The sequence below is a fragment of the Pedococcus sp. 2YAF34 genome, assembly GCF_052114585.1.
GTDB lineage: Bacteria > Actinomycetota > Actinomycetes > Actinomycetales > Dermatophilaceae > Pedococcus.
The window spans coordinates 1-18,963 of the sequence record NZ_JBFRFA010000024.1; the positions used below are offsets into that span (position 1 = coordinate 1).

Sequence of the window (18,963 nt, forward strand, 5' to 3'; positions counted from 1 at the left end):
CGACGGGGCGCGCACCGCTGACCGCGCGCTGGGCCGCCCGCGTCGGGCGCCGCCCGCTCCCGTGGGCGGTCGGGGCGGCCGTGCTCATGCTGACCCTCGCCGTCCCCGCGCTCGACATGCGCACCTGGCCGCAGGACGCGAGCAGCGCCTCGACCGACCTCACCACCCGGCGCGCCTACGACCTCGTCGCGGCGGAGTACGGCGCCGGTGCCAACGGGCCCCTCACGTTCGTCGTGGACCGCACCGTGGTCGACGACGACGAGCTCGCCTCGGTGAGGACCTCCGTGCGGACCCACGCTTTCGTCAGCGCACTCACCCCGACCACGGTCTCGCCGGACGGCGCCCTCGCCGTCTTCGACGCCATACCGAGCCTGGCGCCCACCGACGAGCGCACCGGCACCCTCGTGGCCGCCCTGCGCGCGGACCTCCCGAAGGGTGTCGAGCTCACCGGCGGCACCGCCTTCTTCTCCGACATCGCCGACATGCTCGCGGCCAGGCTCTGGGTCGTCATCGTGTTCGTGGTGGCAGTGTCGGTCCTCCTGCTCGCGATGGTGTTCCGGTCGGTCGTGGTCCCGCTCAAGGCGGCAGCCATGAACCTGCTGAGCATCGGCGCCGCGTATGGCGTGCTGACGGCGGTCTTCCAGTGGGGTTGGGGCGCCTCGGCGCTCGGTCTCGACCACCCCGTGGCCGTCTCGAGCTGGGTCCCGATCCTCATGTTCGCGATCCTGTTCGGGCTCTCGATGGACTACGAGGTGTTCCTGCTCTCGCGGGTCCGGGAGGACTGGCTCCGCACCGGCGACTCCAAGGGATCGGTCGTCCGGGGACTCTCCTCCACCGGCCGGGTCATCTCCAGCGCAGCCGCGATCATGGTGGCCGTCTTCCTGGGGTTCGCCACCGAGGTCGACGCCGTCGTGAAGATGCTCGGGGTCGGCATGGCCGCGGCGATCCTGCTCGACGCCACCGTGATCCGCATGGTCCTCGTGCCGGCCACCATGTCGCTGCTCGGCGACCGCAACTGGTGGGTTCCCGGCTGGCTGGACCGGCTGCTCCCCGTCGTCCGCGCCGAGCTCGAGGACGACGACGTCGTCGCGGTTCCCACCGCGCCGGCGGACGGCTCCCCGACCCCGCTCGGCGCCCCCACCAAGGCCGTGAACCCGGCCCCGACCCACGACGACGAGCGCACGCCCGTCGGCACCTTCTGAGAGGAACCACCATGACGACGACGACCGACCCGACCACCCCTACCGCCACGAGTATCCACGACGTCCTGCCAGCCTGGCCCGAGCAGCTGCGCTTCCCGGGACAGACGGCAGCCCACCCCGGCCCGGTGGACATGACGATGATGTACGTGATGCACCACGCGTTCCGGCGCGACCTCACGGCCTTCGCGGCCGCGGCGACGGCCACCCCGGCCGGGGCGCGGACGACCTGGCGGGCGCTCGCCGCACGCTGGGACGCCTTCGCCGCGGCGCTGCACCACCACCAGAGCGGCGAGGACGCCGGGCTCTGGCCCCTCCTCCTCGACCGCACCGACGACGAAGGCCGCGAGACCCTCGAGGCGATGGAGGCCGAGCACGCCGAGATCGACCCGATCCTGCAGGCGTGCGCGGCAGGCTTCGCCCGGCTGTCGACGCACGCGGACGACGACGCCCGTTCGGCGCTGGCCATCCGGCTCACGGCGGCGAAGAGCAGCCTGGGCCGCCACCTCGAGCACGAGGAGACGCTGGCTATCGCCATCGTGCAGGAGGTCATGACCAACGAGGAGTGGCAGGAGCTGGAGGAGGTGCACTTCCGGTCCGGCCTGCGCCCCGCCCAGGTGCTGGCGCTCGTGCCGTGGGCGATGCACCAGGTGCCGGCTCCCTTGCGCCGCACCGTGTTCGGGCGGTCGGGACGTCCTCACCACCTGATGTGGCTGCTGACGCGGCGCCGCTTCGAGCAGCGCGAGCGGGTGGCGTTCGCCTATGTCGACCGCCCCTGAGGCCCGGTCCTCAGAACCGTCCTCAGAACCCGAACAGGTCCCGCTGGTCGCGCAACCACTGCGCCGCCAGCGGGACCTGCCAGTTCTCGCACAGCTCCAGCGCGCGCTCGGCATGCCGAGCGGCCACGTCCTTCTCCCCGCCCGCGGCAGCGGCGAGGGCGAGGAAGGCGTCCACCGGCCCCAGGGCCACCCCCGACCCGGCACAGCACGAGAAGTCCTCGTACGGCGCGAGCAGCTCGTAGGCCCGCACCCCGAGCTCGCGGTCGTCGAGCCCGAGGGCGACCTCGGCCGCCGAGCACCACGTGAGCATCGCGAACCAGTCATCGTGGCCGAGGTCGAGAGGGTGCCCGGCGACGTACTCCTCGGCCAGGTCCCTGCGCCCGCTGCGCAGGAGGAACATCGCCACGACGGCCGCCAGGGGCAGGGGGCTCTGGGCCTCGGCTGCCATGAGCCCGTCGGCCATCTCCGAGGCCCGGCCCTGCCAGACGCGCAGTGCCATCATCGCCCCGAGCGTCGCGTCGTCGGTCTGGTGCAACGACATCCGCTGGTCGAGCAGCCGGATGTTGGCCAGCCGCTCCTCGCACTCCTCGAAGTGCCCGGCCATGGCCAGCCACGGCAGCTCGAGGCTGTCGAGCACGATGATCCCGTAGGGGAGCCGCTGCCGCTCCGCCGCGTCACGGGCGACCGCGGCGTGCTCCCACATCTCGGCCGGGAGCCCGAGCTCGCCCGAGACGACGGCCCGCAGCGTCGTCGTCACGACGTAGGCGCGGTCGTCGCCGAGCTGGTGGGCCAGGAGCATGGCCTCGCTGACGTAGCGCAGCCGCTGGGGCGCGGTCCGCGGGCACCACAGGGCCACGAACGCGAGCTGGTAGCCGTCCAGGAGCAGGGCAGGGTCCCCGACCCGGTCGGCCATAGCCAGCCCCTCCTCGACCAGGGCGGTGCGCTCGTCGTACCCCGAGCCGTAGTACGTCTCGAGGGCCAGGCTGAGCATCACCCGACAGCGCAACGGGCTGTCCTGCTCCGGCAGCGCGGCGAGCACCCGACGCAGGGCGGAGACCACGACCTCGTTGACGGTGCCGTGCGGGCCCGACTGCCACAGCGCGCCCACGGCGGTCATCGTGGCGGCGCGGCCGACCAGCTCGACGTCCCCGATCTCGTCGGCGACCCCGATCGCCTCCTCGACCGCCTCGACCAGACCGGCCCAGTCGCCGGCCCAGCGACGCGCGTCGGCGAGGTCGCACAGCAGGTCGAAGCGCTCCCGCGGGGTGCCGTCCGGGTCGAGCGGGTGGGTGTCGAGCGCCGACACGAGCAGGTCCGTCGCCTCGTCGTACGCGTGCAGGCGCCGCGCCACCACGGCGGCGGACACGGCGGCGAGCCAGCCCCGGGCGGCATACGAGGGCCCGGCGGCGAGCCAGTGCCTGGCCAGCTCGGTCTCGCGCCCGGGCCTGCCCTGCAGCGCCGCGGCGACGCGCGCGTGGGCCCGCGCGCGGCGGGTGGCGGACAGGGAGCCGTAGATGGTGTCGCGCACCAGGGCGTGCCCGAAGAGGTAGAGCTCGATACCGTCCTCACGCAGCAGGCCGGCGTCCAGCGCAGGGTCCAGGCGGTCGAGGAGCTCCTCCTCCGGCGACCCCAAGACCTCGGCCAGGGTCGGCAGGTCGAACTGGCGACCGAGCACCGCGGCCCAGCGCAGCGCCGTGAGCGACTCCTCGGGGAGGCGCTGCAGGCGCCGTACGAGCACGTCGTGGACCGCCGCGGGCGGGTGCGCCTCACCCTCGAGCACGGCGAGGCCGCCCCCGTCACGGGCCAGCCGCGCATACTCCACGAGGAAGAACGGGTTGCCGTCGGTGCGGTGTGCCAGCTCCACGGCCTGCGTCGCCGTGGGCTCCGACCCGGCGACCGCCTCGACGACCCGGCCCACCTCGTGGGGGGCGAGCCCGTGCAGGTCCACCCGGAGCGCGTGCCGCCGTGCGAGGGCCTCGGCGACGTCGGCGAGCGCACCGGTGGGTTCGGGGCGGTTGCGCCAGGTCGACAGGACGAGCAGCCGCGCGTCGGTCGCGCTCTCCACGAGCAGCCGCAGCACCCGCAGCGAGGCGACGTCGGCCCAGTGCAGGTCGTCGAGGACCACGACCACCGCGCGGCCCCGCGCGGCCTCGACGACGTCAGCGACGATCTGCTCCCAGACCCCGAACGGTGCACTGCCGTCGTCCGGGAGCTCTGGCAGGTCGCGCCCGAGCCCGCGCAGGACCTGCAGCCACGGCCACAGCGGTGGTGCGCCGTCGTCCTGCGAGCACCGTCCCAGCAGCACCGCCGCGCCCCGTTCGCCGGCGCGCGTGGCCAGCTCGGCGGCGAGCCGGCTCTTGCCGATGCCCGGCTCCCCGACGAGGGCCACGAAGGCCGGTGACCCTGTCTCGGCCTGGTCCAGCTGCTCGAGGACCGCTCCCAGCTGGGACTCGCGCCCGACCATCGGCCAGGGCGGCAGGCTGGGCACGACCGACTCGATCTGGCCTAGCCGCACCGAGGACCGGGCGGAGGACCGTCCCGTGGCCAGACCAGGCGCCGGGGGAGAAGGGGCTGGTGCGGCTGCCGTGGCGCCGCCCGGTGCCCGCCACTCGAGGCTCGGGTCTTGGCGCAGCACGGCACCCTGCAGCTCGCGCAGGTCGGCGCTGGGTTCGAGCCCGAGCTCGTCCGCGAGCACCTCCCGCACCTGGCGCAGGGCCTCGAGGGCGTCGGCCTGCCGACCGGCGCGGGTCAGGGCCAGGGCCCGCAGTGCCCAGAGCCGTTCGCGCAGCGGGTGCGCGGTGGTGAGCGCCTCGAGCTCCCCAGCCACGGTGCCGTGGTGCCCGAGCTCGAGCGCGGCCACGGCGCGGTCCTCGAGGGCGACGAGGCGCAGCTCCTGCAAGCGCGCTCGCTCGGCCACCGCGGACGGAGCGTCCTCGAGGTCGGCGTACGGCTCACCGCGCCACTGCGCCAGCGCCGTGTCGAGCTCCGCCGTGATCTCGGCCAGCTCGGAGGCGGTGAGCCCGCGGCTGTCCTGCACCCGATCCGCGTGGCCGAGCCGCCGGTGGGCGCGGCTGACGGCGCGGTCGAAGCGGTGCGCGTCGACGTCGTCCTCGCCCAGGCGCAGCGCGTACCCGGGCGTGACGGTGACGAGCACGGTGGAGGGTGCCCGAGCGGCTCGGTCGGGTTCGAGGGCGCGGCGCAGCCCCGCGACGTACGCCTGGAGCGTGCCGGTCACGCCCGGTGGTGCGCCGACGGGCCAGAGCAGGTCGACCAGGGCGTCCACCGAGACAGGCCGGCCGCGGTTCATCGCGAGGGCGGCGACGAGCGCGCGCTGCTTGCGGGTGCCGAGGTCCACGGGCACGCCGTCCAGCTGGGCTTCAGCAGTGCCGAGGACACCCACTCTCACCCGGCCGAGGATAGGGCCGGGCAGGGCCGTGCCACTCGTCCTTTCGACGGATGCGAGACCGGTCCCGGCCCGTACGGCGCCTCGGCCCAGGTCGGTCCGGACAGCTGGTACGGCGCCCCGGCCCAGGTCGGTCCGGACAGCTGGTACGGCGCCCCGGCCGGACAGCTCGTACGGCGCCCCACCCAGATGGGGCGGGGCGCCGTACGCGCGTGCGGGCTCAGTCGGTGACGCGCTGGTTCTCCACGAGCCGCGGGATGCGGTGGTTGCCGACGAAGGTGCCGTGCGGGTCGACCGCGGACCGGATGCCCTTGAGCTGCAGCCAGGTCCGCTCCTCATAGCCGGACCTCGGGTCCACCGGGTTCTCCGCGAAGTTGAGGTAGCTGCGGCCGTTCGCCCACGGAGACAGGGCCTTGGTGAGCCGGTGGGCGTCCTGCTCGCCCTGCGCTGCCATCTCCGGCGTCGCGGCGATGGCGGCGGCGAAGGCGACGAAGGCACCGTCGAGGCGCTTCAGCGCACCGCCGCCCTCGTGGTCCCGACCGAGCGCACCGCCCAGCTGCCGCAGCTCGGCCAGCAGCAGCGACGAGCTCGCGCCGGGACCGACCTCGGACAGGAACGCGTCGACCCCGGCGTCGGGGAGGCTGCCGAGCATCGCCGAGTCGGAGACCGCCGGCGTCGGCCCCTCCGGGTCCATGTGCAGGCGCACCAGCGAGCGAGCCGGGACCCGGCCGAACGTGTCGATCTCCGGGGTCAGCGACCGCAGGTCCGTCAGGACCGCCTGCGCCTCGTGGTCCGCCGCGAGCACGGCACCGTCGATGACGACGACGGAGCGTCCGCGCAGCGGGGCCGGGATGTCAGGCAACGGCGGGAGGTTGAGGACACGGAACGCCGTCGTGACCTCGTCGGGCGCCCCGGCCGACCAGTCGACCCACCGGCGCAGGACGGGCTCGGCCTGCGCGACGTCCCAGACGAGCATGCCCGCGTAGGCCGAGGCGATGTCGTAGAGCCGGAACTCGAGGGCGGTGACCACACCGAAGCTGCCGCCGCCACCCCGCAGGGCCCAGAACAGCTCAGGGTTCTGCGTCGCGTCGGCGCGGACGTGCTCGCCGTCGGCGGTGACGAGCTCGACCGCGAGCAGGCTGTTGGTGGCCAGCCCGAGCTTGCGGGCGTACCACCCGATGCCGCCGCCGAGGGAGTACCCGGCGATTCCCACGTCGGGCGAGCTGCCGTGCAGGGCCGCCAGGCCGTGGTCGCCGGCCGGCTCGGTGGCGTGCAGCCACAGGGCCCCGCCCTCGACGCGCGCCACCCGGCGCTGCGGGTCGATGTGGACCCCCGTCATGGCCGAGGTGCGCAGCACGACGACGTCGTCGAGGCCCTGGGCGACGAGCGGGCCGGCGTTGTGCCCGGTGCTCTGCGGCGCGACCCGCAGGCCGGCGGCCACTGCGCGCCGGACGACCTCCTGGACCTCGGCGACGGTGCGGGGTGTCGCCACCGCGGCCGGGCGCTGGTCCAGCGCCACGTTCCACGGCAACCTGGCCGCGTCGTACGCCGCGTCGCCGGGCAGGTGGACCCCGTCAGGACAGGCGCCCCGCAGGGACGCGGCGCGCTGCTCGGAGAGGGTGGTGGTGATGCTCATGGTGCGTGCTCCTTGGTCTGCTGTGACTGTGTGAGCAGCCTGCGGCGGCGCGCTTGAGCAGGACTTGGGACCGACTTGGGGTCGGGATTCGGGCGGGTCCGCCGTCGGGTCGGGCGGAGGGTCGCGGGTCGGTCCGCCAGAGGGTCGCGGGTCGGTCCGCCGGAGGGTTCCGGGCCGGTCCGCGGCCCGGGGCAGGACGCCCGCCGTGGGCATACGATCCGGGGATGACGCCTCCCCGCGATGTCGCCCTGGTCACCGGAACGTCCAGCGGGATGGGCCTCGCAGCGGCCGTGGGCCTCGCCCGGGCGGGGCTGACCGTGGTGGCGACGATGCGCGACACGGGCCGGGTGGACGCGCTCCGCGACGCGGCCTCGCGAGCCGGCGTCGACGTCGACGTCCGGTCGCTCGACGTCACCGACCCCGAGAGCGCGGAGGCTGCGGTGCAGGGCGTCCTCGCCGACCACGGACGCATCGACGTGCTGGTCAACAACGCCGGCCGTGGTGCGGTGGCGACCCTCGAGCAGCTCACCGACGCCCAGCTCCAGGAGCAGCTCGACGTCAACTACCTCGGGGTCGCCCGCCTCACCCGGCTGGTGCTGCCCTCCATGCGGGCGGCGGGTCGCGGCCGGGTCGTGACGGTCACCAGCGTGGGCGGTGCCGTGGGGCAACCGTTCGCTGACGCCTACTGCGCGTCGAAGTTCGCCGTCGAGGGACTCATGCAGTCACTCGCCCCCGTAGCGGCCACGTTCGGCGTGGTCGTCAGCGTCGTCGAACCCGGTCCAGTGGCAAGCGAGTTCGTCGGCAACGTCCACCACGCGGATGCAGACGCACCGACCGACGACCCGTATGCCGCGCTCCTCGGCGCCAACCTGCGGCGCACCGCCGGCGCGTTCGACAACGCCCAGACCTCGGAGCAGGCGGCGGAGGTGATCGTCGAGGCGGCCACCACGGCCGAACCGAGGTTCCGCTGGCAGACCTCGGCCCAGGCCGCGGGGTTCGTCGGGATGTCGTTGAAGGACCTCGACGGCGCGGGTGTCCTCGGCGTCACCTCGACCTGGATCGCCTGACCAGCATCGCCCGTCGAGCGCTACCGCCGCGACGCGGCCGCCGGCGGTGGTCCAGCGTTGATCGAGACCTCACTGCGCGTTTCGGTGGAGTCGATCGCCGGCTCCGACTCCGCCTCGGTCAGGGTGCCGTCGTCGCGTTCGGTGTAGCGATCGTGCGTCTGGGGGCAGACCCACGTGCCGGACGCCTCCTGCTCGAGCGGCACGCCTGCCTTGCCGACCCAGCGGATCCGCCTGGCCGGGACCCCCGCCACGAGCGCAAAGTCCGGGACGTCCTTGGTGACCACGGAGCCCGCGGCGACCATGGCCCAGCGCCCGATGGTCACCGGGGCCACGCAGACGCTGCGGGCACCGATGGAGGCGCCCGTGCGGCAGGCGACGCCGACGGCCCGCCAGTCGTCACCGGTCTTCAGCGTCCCGTCGGGGCGGACCGCGCGCGGGAAGTAGTCGTTGGTGAACACCACCGCCGGCCCCACGAACACACCGTCCTCGAGGACGGCCGGCTCGTAGACCAGGGCGTAGTTCTGCAGCTTGCAGTTGTCGCCGATGCGGACGGCGGGGCCGACATAGGCGCCGCGTCCGATGATGCAGTTCTCGCCCAGCAGGGCGTCCTCCCGCACCTGTGCGAGGTGCCACACGACGGTGCCGTCGCCGATCCTGGCAGTGGGGGAGACGTCGGCGGAAGCGGTGATGCGAGGACCCATGGGTCATCCTCCTGGGGTCGGGTGCAGCGTTGGTGGGGTGCCGCCGGTCGGGCGGCCGGTTCCGGGCCGTGCCTGCTGGAGCAGGTGGGCGCGGTACCCGGCCCCGGCTCCGCTGGGGGTGCCGTCGTAGCGGCTCACCAAGGCGGGTTCCTTGGCGCAGTCGCCAGCGATCCATGACCATGCGAGGTAGCTCAGGTCGTGGGCGTCGGCCCAGTTCAGCAGCGGCATGAGCAGCCCCGAGGCACAGTCGTGCTCGCCCACCTCGCCGATGACGACGGGAGTAGTCGCAGCCAGCGGCTCGAGCGTCTGGGCCCAGCATTCGCTGGCGTAGCAGGGCGACCACTCCGGGTCGCTCGTGGTGTTGTAGTAGATGTGCACCGAGGCGGCCAGTTGTCCGGCGGGGTCGTGCGGCCGGTACTGCGCCCACCTCGTCAGGGAGCCGGCGTACTGGGGGCCGCCCACGAGCACGACGTTGGTCGCGCCTGCCCCCCGGACGGCGTCGAGCAGCTCCTGGGACCCGGCGGCGGTGAAGTCGACGCCAGGGCAGGCGCCGCCGTCCCGGACGCAGGTCCACGCAGCCTCGGTGTCGCGGTTGTCGTCGGGGTAGGGCTCGTTGTAGAGGTCGAACATCACCGCAGGGTGGTCCTTGAAGGCGGCGGCGACGCTCGACCAGAACGCCGGCGCGTGGTCGCGGTCGGCCATGGGCTGCTGGTCCATCGCCCTGGTGCCACCCGGAGCGTTCCAGTGGAGGTCGAGCACGACGTACATCCCGGCCCGGATGAGCAGGTCCACATAGCCGGTCACGGCCGACCGGTAGGCCTCGGCCGTGGTGGACGCGGGCAGGCCGTTGAGGCCCAGCCAGCACTGCTCGTTGAGGCTGACCCGTACCGCCGTCACTCCCCATGACGCGATGGCGTCGACGGAGGCCTGGTCGGACGGCCCGTCGAAGACGCCGTATCCCTCTACGCAGGCGTACTGCGTGCCAGACCGGTTCACCCCCAGCAGCCGCACGACTGCGCCGCCGGCGTCGACGAGGCGGTTGCCGGCTACCCGGACGGCGAGCGGCCTGGAGGGGGCCGCGGACGGTGGGTTCGGGGCGGGCGGAGTGGTCGCGGAGCCGGAGTCGGCCGTGGTGGCGGTGACCATCCCGGTGCGCGCGGTGCCGGCAGCCGGGGCCGGGGTCGCCCACAACCGTCCCACGCACGCGCCGAGGAGCACCGCGGCGAGGGCGGTCGCAACGACGATGTACCTCGAGCGCATGGGCCTCCTCTACCCGAGCAGCAGGATGACGTCGTCGGCGAAGAACGCGGTGGACCGCGCCGGGACGGCAGCGACCGAGGGGGTCAGGTCCAGCGCGGTGTTGCCGGGTTGCTTGACCGTGTAGCTGACCGTGACCAGCTGCCAGGACGTGGACAGCGTGACCGTCGCGGTGGCGGTGCCGACCACCGTGGTGCCCGACAGCTCCTTCACGCTCAGGACGAGCGGCTTGCCTGCGACGGCACCTTTGACCCACATGGACGCCGTGTAGGTGCCGGCCGAAGTCTTGCTGACCCGGTTCGGGGAGTCCGTCATCGAGGCCGTGGCCGAGATCCGGGCCGAGTTGTTGACTCTCGCCGACCAGCTGCCGGAGTGGCCGCCCGTCACCCTGGCGAGGGTGCTGTTGCTGCCAGCTGCCCACCCGCTGGTGTTGCTCTCGAAGGTGGCGTTGTTGATGATGTTCTGCTTGGACACCACTTGCGCGGTCGCGCTGCCGGTGAGGCCGGCAGAGTCCTTGGCCGTCACCGTCACGGTGAAGGTGCCTGCCGCCGAGTACGTGTGTGTGGCGGTCGCGCCGGCCTGGGTGACCGCGGCCGTCCCGTCGCCCCAGCTGAACGTGTAGGACACGATCGGCGTCGGGTCGGTGTCGGTCGACCCCGAGGCGTTGGCGGTCACCCCGAAGGGGGCGACGCCGCTCGTCGCGGACAGGGAGAGGGCCGCGACCGGCGGTGCGTCCGCGGCGACGGTGACGGTGACGAGCTGGCTCTTCGTGGCCTCCACGTTGCCTGCCTTGTCCCAGGAGCGGAACTTCACGGTCGTGGTCGCCCCGACGGACAGCGCCGTCGTGTAGGTCGGGCTGGCGAGGGACGGGTCGGTTCCATCGGTCGTGTAGTGCGTGCTGGACAGGCCCGAACTACCCGTCCCGTCCGAGGCCGCCAGCGTCACCGTGACGGCGCTGGAGTAGCTGCCGCTCTGGCAGGCGGTGCCGTTGCACGTGATCGTCGTGACCGGCGCGGTCTGGTCGACGAGGACGACCTGGCTCTGAGTTGCCTCGACGTTGCCCGCGTTGTCCCAGGAGCGGAACTTCACCGTGGTCGTCGTCGCGACAGGGAACGGCTGCGTGTAGGTCGGGCTGGTCAGCGTCGGGTCCGTGCCGTCGGTGGTGTAGTGCGTGCTGGCGACACCGAGGCCGTTGATGTCGGCGCTGGTGAACGACACGGAGGGCGGTGCCGCATACCCGGTTGCGCTGCAGGGGTTCCCGTTGCACAGGATCGAGGTCACCGGGGCGGCGTTGTCCACCGAGACCAGCTGGGTCTTGGTCGCCTCTGCGTTGCCCGCGACGTCCCACGACCTGTACTTCACGGTGGTCGTGGCCGAGATGGGGATGGGTCCCGAGTACAGCGTGCTCGTGGTGCTCGGGTCCGTCCCGTCGGTGGTGTAGCGCGTGCTGGCGACACCCGAGCCCCCGGTGTTGTCGGTCGCGGCCAGGGAGACCGAGGCCGGCGGAGCGTACGGGCCGGTGCCGCAGGGTGCGCTGTTGCAGGCGATGGTCGTCGTCGGGGCGACCGTGTCCGGGGCGGGCGGGGCCGCGTGGCACCCGCCGGTGCCCGAGTCAGTGAACGTGCCCTCGTCGGGGACGAACGACCAGTCGTACGAGCCGTTTCGGAGCGTCATCCGGATCACGCCGTGCGTCTGGGCGTTGAGCGCCTCGCTCGTGGGTTGCTGCGCGCCAGGGGTGCTGAGGCCGGCGCCACCGGTCCCGACGATGAACTCCCGCATGCCGTAGGTGTTGTCGCGCACCCCGCTCGCGTTCAGCGGCGCGAACCGCTCGTACCAGTGCGAGTCGCCGTTGAGCACCACGTCGACGCCACCCTTGTAGAGGGTGTTCCACAGCGCCTGGAAGGTCGGGTCGCCGCCCGATCCCGACTCCGTCGAGGCCCAGCGCGGGTTCTGGTAGTAGGCCAGCGTGCAGGAGGAGCTGTTGGCTGCCAGGTCCTGCTGGAGCCAGGTGTCCTGCGCGGATCCGGCGGCGCAGGTGGCGTCGTTGTCCGGGCAGGGTGCGGTGTTGAGCGCCACGACGTGCCAGCTGCCGAGGTCGTAGCTGTAGTAGCCTTTGGCCGGGTCACCGGCGGCGCTGCCGAAGTAGGAGTAGTAGCCCGCGCCGGGTGTGGTCGGGCAGCCCGCGCCACCGGTCAGGGAGTAGTCCTTGTCGCCAGGCACCGGGCGGGTGATCGACTTCTTGGTGCCCCATGTGGGGCCGTAGGACTGCTCGAAGGCCGACGGTGCGCCGCACTCGTACTGGATGTCGCCGAGTGGCAGCACCGCGTCGACGCCGTCGAGCAGGCCGACCGTGTGGGAGGCGCGGCAGTCGGTGTCGGTCCCGAGCCCGTTGTTGAAGGCCGGGGCAGCGGGGTCACAGGCGATGTCGCCCGCGGCGCCGATCACTGGGTCGGTGTTCGGTTGCACCTGGACCTGGACGCTCTGCACCGGCTCGGTGTTGCCGGCGTTGTCGACCGAGAAGAACGTGAACGTCGTGTTCTGCCCGAGGGTGAACGAGCGCGTGAACGTCGGGCTCGAGGTCGTCGGTGTGGAACCGTCGGTCGTGTAGTAGGTCGCCTTGACACCCGAGCCGCCCGGGTCGGTCGCGGACACGTCGACGGTCACCGAGCCGCGGTAGGTGGTGTTGGTGCAGGGCGACTCGTTGCATATGAGCTTGGTGACCGGGTTCAGCTGGTCGGGTCCGACCAGGACGTCCGACACGGTCTGGACCGTGGTCCGGGCCGGTGCGCCGCCGGGCTGCCCTGCGGCGCCGAGCCAGTCCAGGAACGCGTTGAGCGTGTCGAGCTCGATGGGTCCGTAGTCGCTGATGCAGCCGCTGTAGTTGTCCGGGTCGTAGGCCTGCGAGCAGACCTGGTGGAAGACCAGCGGCACCCAGCCGCCACCGTGCTGCGACGCGGCGATCACCGAGTCCTGCAGGTGGGAGAGGCTGATCGGCGGCAGGTTGGGCGGGTTGCCCGACGGCGGGTCGTACACCGTGCGTGTGGCGAACATGTCCTTCGGTGGCACGGTCTCGCTGTAGACCGGTCCTGCTCCGGTGCCCGCCACGTCGATGCCACCGGCTGCCCGGGCGGTCGAGTAGCCACAGCCCTGGACGATGGACTCGGCCGTCGCGTCGTAGGCGCCCTCGGGGTAGGCGAAGCTGCTCGGGTAGAAGCCGTGGGCCAGCAGGGCCTGCCGGTCGTCACAGACCTCCTTGACCTTGGTGTTGTAGTCCGTGGTCGTCTTGAGGTTGGTGTGGTGGGCGGTGTGGCCGCCGACCTCGTTGCCCCCGTTGTTGACCGCGGTCAGCTCGGCCCACGTCATGTGCTGTGGGTCCACGTCCTGCAGCCCGCTCACGTCGTAGAAGGTGCCATGCATGCCCCGCGGCTGCAGGGCCTTCCGGAACGCGAGGTCGTAGTGCGACTTCAGGCCGTCGTCGAAGGTCAGCGACACCATGGTCTTGGGCGCCAGCACCTGGACGTCGACGCTGTTGACGGGCTCGGTGTTGCCGGCGAGGTCCGTCGAGAAGAACTTCACGGTGTAGGTCGCCGGGGTGGAGAGCGTGAAGGGGCTGCTGTAGACGCTGCTCGACGTGGTCGGGGTCGACCCGTCGGTCGTGTAGTAGGTCTTGTCGACACCCCAGCCGCCGCCGTCCGCAGCGGCGAGCGTGATGGTCGTCGCACCGTTGTATCCCGTTGCGGTGCAGGGAGACCCGTTGCATGCGATGGTGGTCGTCGGCGGGGTCTGGTCCGGCGGCAGGAAGACCGGGATGGAGACGCTGCCCGCCGACTCGACGTTGCCGGCGTTGTCCCAGGAACGGTACTTCACGGTGGTGTCCGAGGTGAGCTTGACCGGAGCCGAGTACGTGGGGCTGCTCAGCGAGGGGTCGCTGCCGTCGAGCGTGTAGTGGGTGCTCGACACCGCCGAGCCGCTGTCGGTCGCGGCCAGCGTCATCGAGACCGTGCTGGTGTAGGCGGTCGAGCTGCACGGCGCGCCGTTGCAGGCGACGGTGGTCACCGGCGTGGTGGTGTCGGCGGCGGTCGCCGCGGCCCGCACGGTGGTGAGGATGGCGCCCGCCGGGGCCCCACCGGTGGAGCCGGCGTTGCCCATCCAGTCGAGGAAGGCGTTGAGGTCAGCGAGCTGGACCCACCCGGCGGAGGCGGTGCACGCGGCGTACGGGGTGGGCTCGAGGGTCTGGTCGCACACGCGGCCGATGACTACCTGGCTGAGGCCACCGCCGTGCGTGGCCGCGCCGTTCACCAGGGCCTGGAGGTTCGCCAGGGTCACCTGTCCGGTGGGGGCGTAGGCACGCGTCGCGTACCAGTCCCTCGGTGGCAGGGTCTCGGCCCAGGTCGGGCCGGTCGGCGAGACGGAGCCCGCCGTGCGGCCGCTGCCGTAGCCGCAGTTCTTCACGATGTCTTTGACGGTCGTGTTGAGGGCGCCGCCGGGGTAGGCGAAGGCGACCGGCTTCAGGCCGTGCTGCACGAGATTGGCTCGATCCGTGCAGACCTGGGTCGTCGGGTCCGGGTCGGTCGTCAGGTTGGTGGCGTTGACCGACTTGCCGCCGACGTCCTGGGCGTCGGTGTCGAGGGCGCCCACCTGGGTCCAGGTCATGGTGTTCGCCGAGGCGCCGATCGTGCCGGAGTTGACGAAGAAGGTCGCCTGGGCGCTGTGGGGCTTCAGGGCCTTGGTCCAGCCGAGCGTGTACTGGCTCACGGTGCCGTTGTCGAAGGTGAGTGCCACCTTGGTCGTCACCGGTGCGACCTTCACGGCCTGGGTCTGCACCGCCTCGGCGTTGCCGGCCTTGTCGGTGGAGAAGTACTTGACGGCGTAGGTCCCTGGGCCGAGCTGGATCGGGACCGAGTACACCGGGCTCGTCGTCGTCGGCGTCGTGCCGTCCGTCGTGACGTAGGTCTTGTCGACTCCGGAGCCACCGGTGTCCGTGGTCGCGAGCGTCACCGTCACCGTGGCGACGTAGGCGGACGCGCTGCACGCGCTCGAGTTGCACGCGATGGTGGTCGTCGGCGCGGTGGTGTCACTGGGCGCCTCGATGACCTGTGTCTGCGTCGCCTCCTGGTTGCCTGCGTAGTCCCAGGTCGCGAACTTCACGGTCGTGGACGTCGAGGACCCGTTGACGGTGAACGGCGCCGAGTAGAGCGGGCTGGAGAGCGTGGGCTCGGTGCCATCGGTCGTGTAGTGCGTGCTCGAGACGCCCGAGCCCACGTCGGTCGGGGACAGCTTGACGGTGACCACGCCCGTGTACGGCGTGGACGTGCAGGTGGCGTCGTTGCAGGAGATCGCGGTGGCCGGCGCAGCGGTGTCGCTCGAGGACAGCACCGAGCGCACGGTGTTCAGCGTGGCCCCTGTCGGTGCTCCGCCGGTCTGGCCGGCCGCGGCCATCCAGTCGAGGAACGCGTTGAGGTCGGCCAGCTCGATGTGGCCGCTGGCCGCGCTGCAGCTCGTGTAGTTGGCCGGGTCGCGGGTCTGGTCGCAGATGCGGCCGATGACGATCTGGCTCCACGCGCCGTTGGAGGTCGAGGCCCCGGTGACGAGTGACTTCATGTTCGCGAGGGTCACCGCGGACGGTGCGTAGGCGCGCGTGGCGAACCAGTCGGTCGGCGGGAGGGCCTCGGCGTACGTCGCGCCGGTGGCCGACAGGCCACCCGCCGTGCGGGCGTTGCCGTAGCCGCAGCCCTTGACGACGGCCTTGACTGTGGCGTTGTTGGCGCCGCCGGGGTAGGCGAAGGCGACCGGCGTGAGCCCGTGCTGCAGCAGTGCCGCCCGGTCGTTGCAGACCTGGGCGGTGGGGTTCGGGTCGGTGGTGAGGTTGGTGGCGTTGACCGTCTTGCCGCCGATGTCGATCCCGGCGGAGGCGAGCGTGCCCAGCTGCGCCCAGCTCATGAAGTTGGCGCCGCTGCCTACGGTGCCGGAGTTGACGAGGAACGTCGCCTTGGCGCCGTGCGGCTGCAGCGCCTGCTGGTACCCCAGCGTGTAGTGGGTGATCGAGCCGTTGTCGAACACCAGGGAGACCTTCACCGCGGACGCGGCGGCAACGGGCGTGGTCACCAGCGCGGAGACCCCCAGTGCGAGGGCACAGGTCATCACCACACCGCGGAACCAGCGCCGCCGGTTGGCGGACGGGCGTCTCCTTGCGCCGGTGATGAGGCCGGCGCGGTGCGCTCGCCCGGGAACTGAACCATCTCGCCACTGAGCCACGGTGACCCCTCTGTGTCTCGGAAAACGCCGGCAAGTCGACAGGGAACGCCCTGGAGCGGGCAGCGACCGGCGCCTTCGGCAGCGTATGGCTGCCCGCTCGAGGAAGGCCTCATTCCCTTTGCTCGCAACGCCTGCGACGAATGGCCTCGCGGACTCTGCGACGAATGTCGTAGTTCTGCCGAGTGGTCAGGGGACAGGGCAACTGCGTGGCTCCGCCGGCGTAGTCCGTTACCACGTCGAGGACTACGTCCATGGGGTGACGCCGATTTCATGCATGGGGTGACGCCGATTTCATGCGCATTGGTGGAGTGCTGGCCCGCGAGGCTGGTCCAAGGTGAAAAGAGTTCACGGGGATGCCTCGTGCGGGGCCACTATGGGAGGACATCGAATGACTGAAGCACGCGGACTGAGGGTTGGCATCGTCGGCTGCGGCTACTGGGGATCGAAGCACGTGCGCGTGATGCAGTCGCTGGCGAACGTCGACGAGGTCGTCCTCATCGACGGCCGGGCAGACCGGATCGACAGCCTGCGCCGTGGACTGCCCGGCGCTCGTACCTTCGAGGACCTCCCCTCGGCGCTGCCTGCGGTGGACGCGGTGGTGCTGGCGACACCGCCGACCACGCACGCGCCGCTCGCGCTCGCCGCGATGGCCGCCGGCAAGCACGTCCTCGTGGAGAAGCCGATGGCCACCACGAGTGCAGACGGTCGCCGGCTGGTCGCCGCAGCGGGCGAGGCGGGCGTCACCCTTATGGTCGGCCACACGTTCGAGCACAACGCCGCTGTGGCCAAGCTGCGGCAGCTGATCCTGCAGGGCGACCTCGGCGACCTCTACAACATCGACACGGCGCGGCTGAACCTCGGGCTGTACCAGAGCGACGTCAACGTCATCTTCGACCTTGCGCCGCATGACATCTCGATCATCATCAACCTGCTCGGCCAGGCACCGGAGTCGGTCCAGGCGTGGGCTGCCTGCCATGCCCATCGACGGTTGGAGGACATGGCCTACCTGCGCCTGTTCTACCCGTCCCTCAACCTGACGGCGAACATCCACGTCAGCTGGCTCGACCCGTGCAAGGTCCGCCGGGTCACCGTCGTCGGTAGCAAGAAGATGGCGGTGTACGACGACCTCGCGGCGGACGAGCGGATTCGCGTCTTCGACCGAGGGGTCACCTCGCCGGTGGATGACGAGGACCTCACCCAGCCCCCGATGGCTTACCGCTACGGCGACATCACCGTGCCCTACCTCGACTTCGAGGAGCCGCTGATGGTGCAGGACAAGCACTTCGTCGACTGCATCCTCACCGGTGGTCGCCCTGCCACCCACGGCGACAACGGTCTGGCGGTCGTCGAGGTGCTCGAGGCCCTGCAGATCTCGCTGAGTGAGGGCCGTGCGGTGGCCCTCGACGAGCTGCGGCTGGGGGTCGGCCAGGACCAGTCCGGTCCCGACGAGCGGGGCGTACTGATCGGCAGCTCCCGGTGACCACGGTCGAGAGCGCCCTCACCGACGCCGGCCTCGACCCCGACCACGGGCGCGAACCCAGCCGCGGTCTTTCTGGTGGGGGGCTCCGGGTCCCGTTCGCCGACCTCGCCATGCAAACGGCGGAGGTGCGGGCCGAGCTGGACGAGGTGTGGACCGACCTCCTCGACAGTCACCGCTTCATCGGCGGCGACGTCGTCGAGGCATTCGAGCGCGACTGGGCTGCATACTGCGACACCGACTTCGCCGTCTCGGTCGCCAACGGGACGGACTCCCTGCACCTCATCCTGCGGGCGCTCGGCATCGGCAGCGGCGACGAGGTGGTCGTGCCGGCCAACACCTTCGTGGCGACAGCTGAGGCCGTCGTCCTGTCCGGGGCCGTGCCTGTGTTTGTGGACGTCCTCCCCGAAACCCTCCTCATCGACCCGGCGCAGGTGGAGGCGGCCCTCACGCCGCGCACGGCCGCCATCGTGCCGGTGCACCTCTTCGGACAGATGGCTGACATGACCCGGCTGAGCGAGATCGCGCAGCGGGCAGGCGTCGCCCTGGTCGAGGACGCAGCCCAGGCCCACGGCGCCTTCCACGAGGAGCGGCAGGCAGGGTCGCTCGGCGTCGCCGGTAGCTTCTCGTTCTACCCCGGGAAGAACCTCGGTGCCTTCGGTGACGGTGGCGCCGTGACGACCTCGGACCCCGCGCTGGCTGCCAGGCTGCGCTCCCTGCGCGACCATGGCCGCGGCCTGTCGGACCGCTACGTCCACGACCACGTCGGCATGAACAGCCGGCTGGACGCCCTCCAGGCCGGCATCCTGTCCGTCAAGCTCCGACACCTCGACGGGTGGACAGCCGCCCGGCGAGTGCACGCCGCGGCCTATCGCGCGCAGCTGCCGAGGGAGGTGCAGATGGTGCAGGAGGCGGTGCGGACGCCCAGCGTGCACCACCTCGCCGTGGTCCGGACAGACCGGCGGCAGCAGGCCATGGAGGGACTGGCCCGCTTCGGCGTCGACACGGGCATCCACTACCCCGTCCCCTGCCATCTGCAGGAGCCGTACGCCGTCTACGGGCGCGGTCCGCTTCCCGTCGCGGAGGCCGCTGCAGCCGAGATCCTCTCCCTGCCCATGTTCCCGCACCTCACTCCGGACCAGGTCAGCCACGTGTGCCGGAGCTTGGGCGCGGTCCTCGCGTAGGTCCT

10 protein-coding genes are annotated in these 18,963 nt (G+C 71.9%); 5 read left to right on the forward strand and 5 right to left on the reverse strand.

What is annotated here, in order from left to right; genetic code table 11:
• A partial coding sequence (locus AB4Z02_RS13055) for an MMPL family transporter (RefSeq protein WP_441971415.1) occupies positions 1-1,202 on the forward strand: 1,202 nt, incomplete at its 5' end.
• An 11-nt stretch (positions 1,203-1,213) separates the two neighbouring features.
• A complete protein-coding gene (locus AB4Z02_RS13060; RefSeq protein ID WP_441971417.1) occupies positions 1,214-1,978 on the forward strand; it encodes a hemerythrin domain-containing protein in 765 nt (254 codons plus the stop codon).
• A gap of 22 nt (positions 1,979-2,000) precedes the next feature.
• Here AB4Z02_RS13060 and AB4Z02_RS13065 read toward each other — a convergent pair whose 3' ends face one another.
• Both AB4Z02_RS13065 and AB4Z02_RS13070 read right to left on the reverse strand, forming a co-directional pair.
• The gene (locus AB4Z02_RS13065) at positions 2,001-5,384 is read right to left on the reverse strand and encodes a BTAD domain-containing putative transcriptional regulator (protein WP_441971419.1); all 3,384 of its coding nucleotides are present in this window, start codon (positions 5,382-5,384) and stop codon (positions 2,001-2,003) included.
• Positions 5,385-5,601: 217 nt separating this feature from the next.
• Positions 5,602-7,017, reverse strand: a complete 1,416-nt coding sequence (locus AB4Z02_RS13070) for an FAD-binding oxidoreductase (RefSeq protein ID WP_441971421.1) — start codon at positions 7,015-7,017, stop codon at positions 5,602-5,604.
• 224 nt (positions 7,018-7,241) lie between these two features.
• Between AB4Z02_RS13070 and AB4Z02_RS13075 the strand changes: the two genes are divergently transcribed.
• Positions 7,242-8,084, forward strand: coding sequence for an SDR family oxidoreductase (locus AB4Z02_RS13075; RefSeq protein WP_441971423.1), 843 nt, complete (start codon positions 7,242-7,244; stop codon positions 8,082-8,084).
• A 20-nt stretch (positions 8,085-8,104) separates the two neighbouring features.
• On the opposite strand, the gene AB4Z02_RS13080 is transcribed toward AB4Z02_RS13075, so the two are convergent.
• From AB4Z02_RS13080 to AB4Z02_RS13090, 3 genes are read right to left on the reverse strand one after another with little or no spacing between them, the layout of a single operon-like run.
• Positions 8,105-8,785, reverse strand: coding sequence for an acyltransferase (locus AB4Z02_RS13080; protein WP_441971425.1), 681 nt, complete (start codon positions 8,783-8,785; stop codon positions 8,105-8,107).
• A gap of 3 nt (positions 8,786-8,788) precedes the next feature.
• A complete protein-coding gene (locus AB4Z02_RS13085) occupies positions 8,789-10,045 on the reverse strand; it encodes a glycoside hydrolase family 5 protein (protein WP_441971427.1) in 1,257 nt (418 codons plus the stop codon).
• 9 nt (positions 10,046-10,054) lie between these two features.
• Positions 10,055-16,183: a chitobiase/beta-hexosaminidase C-terminal domain-containing protein gene (locus AB4Z02_RS13090; RefSeq protein WP_441971429.1), complete on the reverse strand. Its 6,129-nt coding sequence runs from the start codon at positions 16,181-16,183 to the stop codon at positions 10,055-10,057.
• A gap of 502 nt (positions 16,184-16,685) precedes the next feature.
• On the opposite strand from AB4Z02_RS13090, the gene AB4Z02_RS13095 reads away from it, so the two are divergent.
• Both AB4Z02_RS13095 and AB4Z02_RS13100 read left to right on the forward strand, forming a co-directional pair.
• Entirely contained in the window at positions 16,686-17,777 is a 1,092-nt protein-coding gene (locus tag AB4Z02_RS13095) for a Gfo/Idh/MocA family protein (RefSeq protein ID WP_441971431.1), read from the forward strand.
• Positions 17,774-18,958: a DegT/DnrJ/EryC1/StrS family aminotransferase gene (locus AB4Z02_RS13100; protein WP_441971433.1), complete on the forward strand. Its 1,185-nt coding sequence runs from the start codon at positions 17,774-17,776 to the stop codon at positions 18,956-18,958. Before AB4Z02_RS13095 ends, AB4Z02_RS13100 begins: the two co-directional genes overlap by 4 nt.
• Positions 18,959-18,963: the final 5 nt, after the last annotated feature.

Bases quoted from the DNA above. Each gene is read 5' to 3' on its own strand.
- AB4Z02_RS13060 (WP_441971417.1), top strand. From the start codon at position 1,214: ATGACGACGACGACCGACCCGACCACCCCTACCGCCACGAGTATCCAC.
- AB4Z02_RS13070 (WP_441971421.1), bottom strand. From the start codon at position 7,017: ATGAGCATCACCACCACCCTCTCCGAGCAGCGCGCCGCGTCCCTGCGG.
- AB4Z02_RS13075 (WP_441971423.1), top strand. From the start codon at position 7,242: ATGACGCCTCCCCGCGATGTCGCCCTGGTCACCGGAACGTCCAGCGGG.
- AB4Z02_RS13080 (WP_441971425.1), bottom strand. From the start codon at position 8,785: ATGGGTCCTCGCATCACCGCTTCCGCCGACGTCTCCCCCACTGCCAGG.
- AB4Z02_RS13085 (WP_441971427.1), bottom strand. From the start codon at position 10,045: ATGCGCTCGAGGTACATCGTCGTTGCGACCGCCCTCGCCGCGGTGCTC.
- AB4Z02_RS13090 (WP_441971429.1), bottom strand. From the start codon at position 16,183: ATGACCTGTGCCCTCGCACTGGGGGTCTCCGCGCTGGTGACCACGCCC.
- AB4Z02_RS13095 (WP_441971431.1), top strand. From the start codon at position 16,686: ATGACTGAAGCACGCGGACTGAGGGTTGGCATCGTCGGCTGCGGCTAC.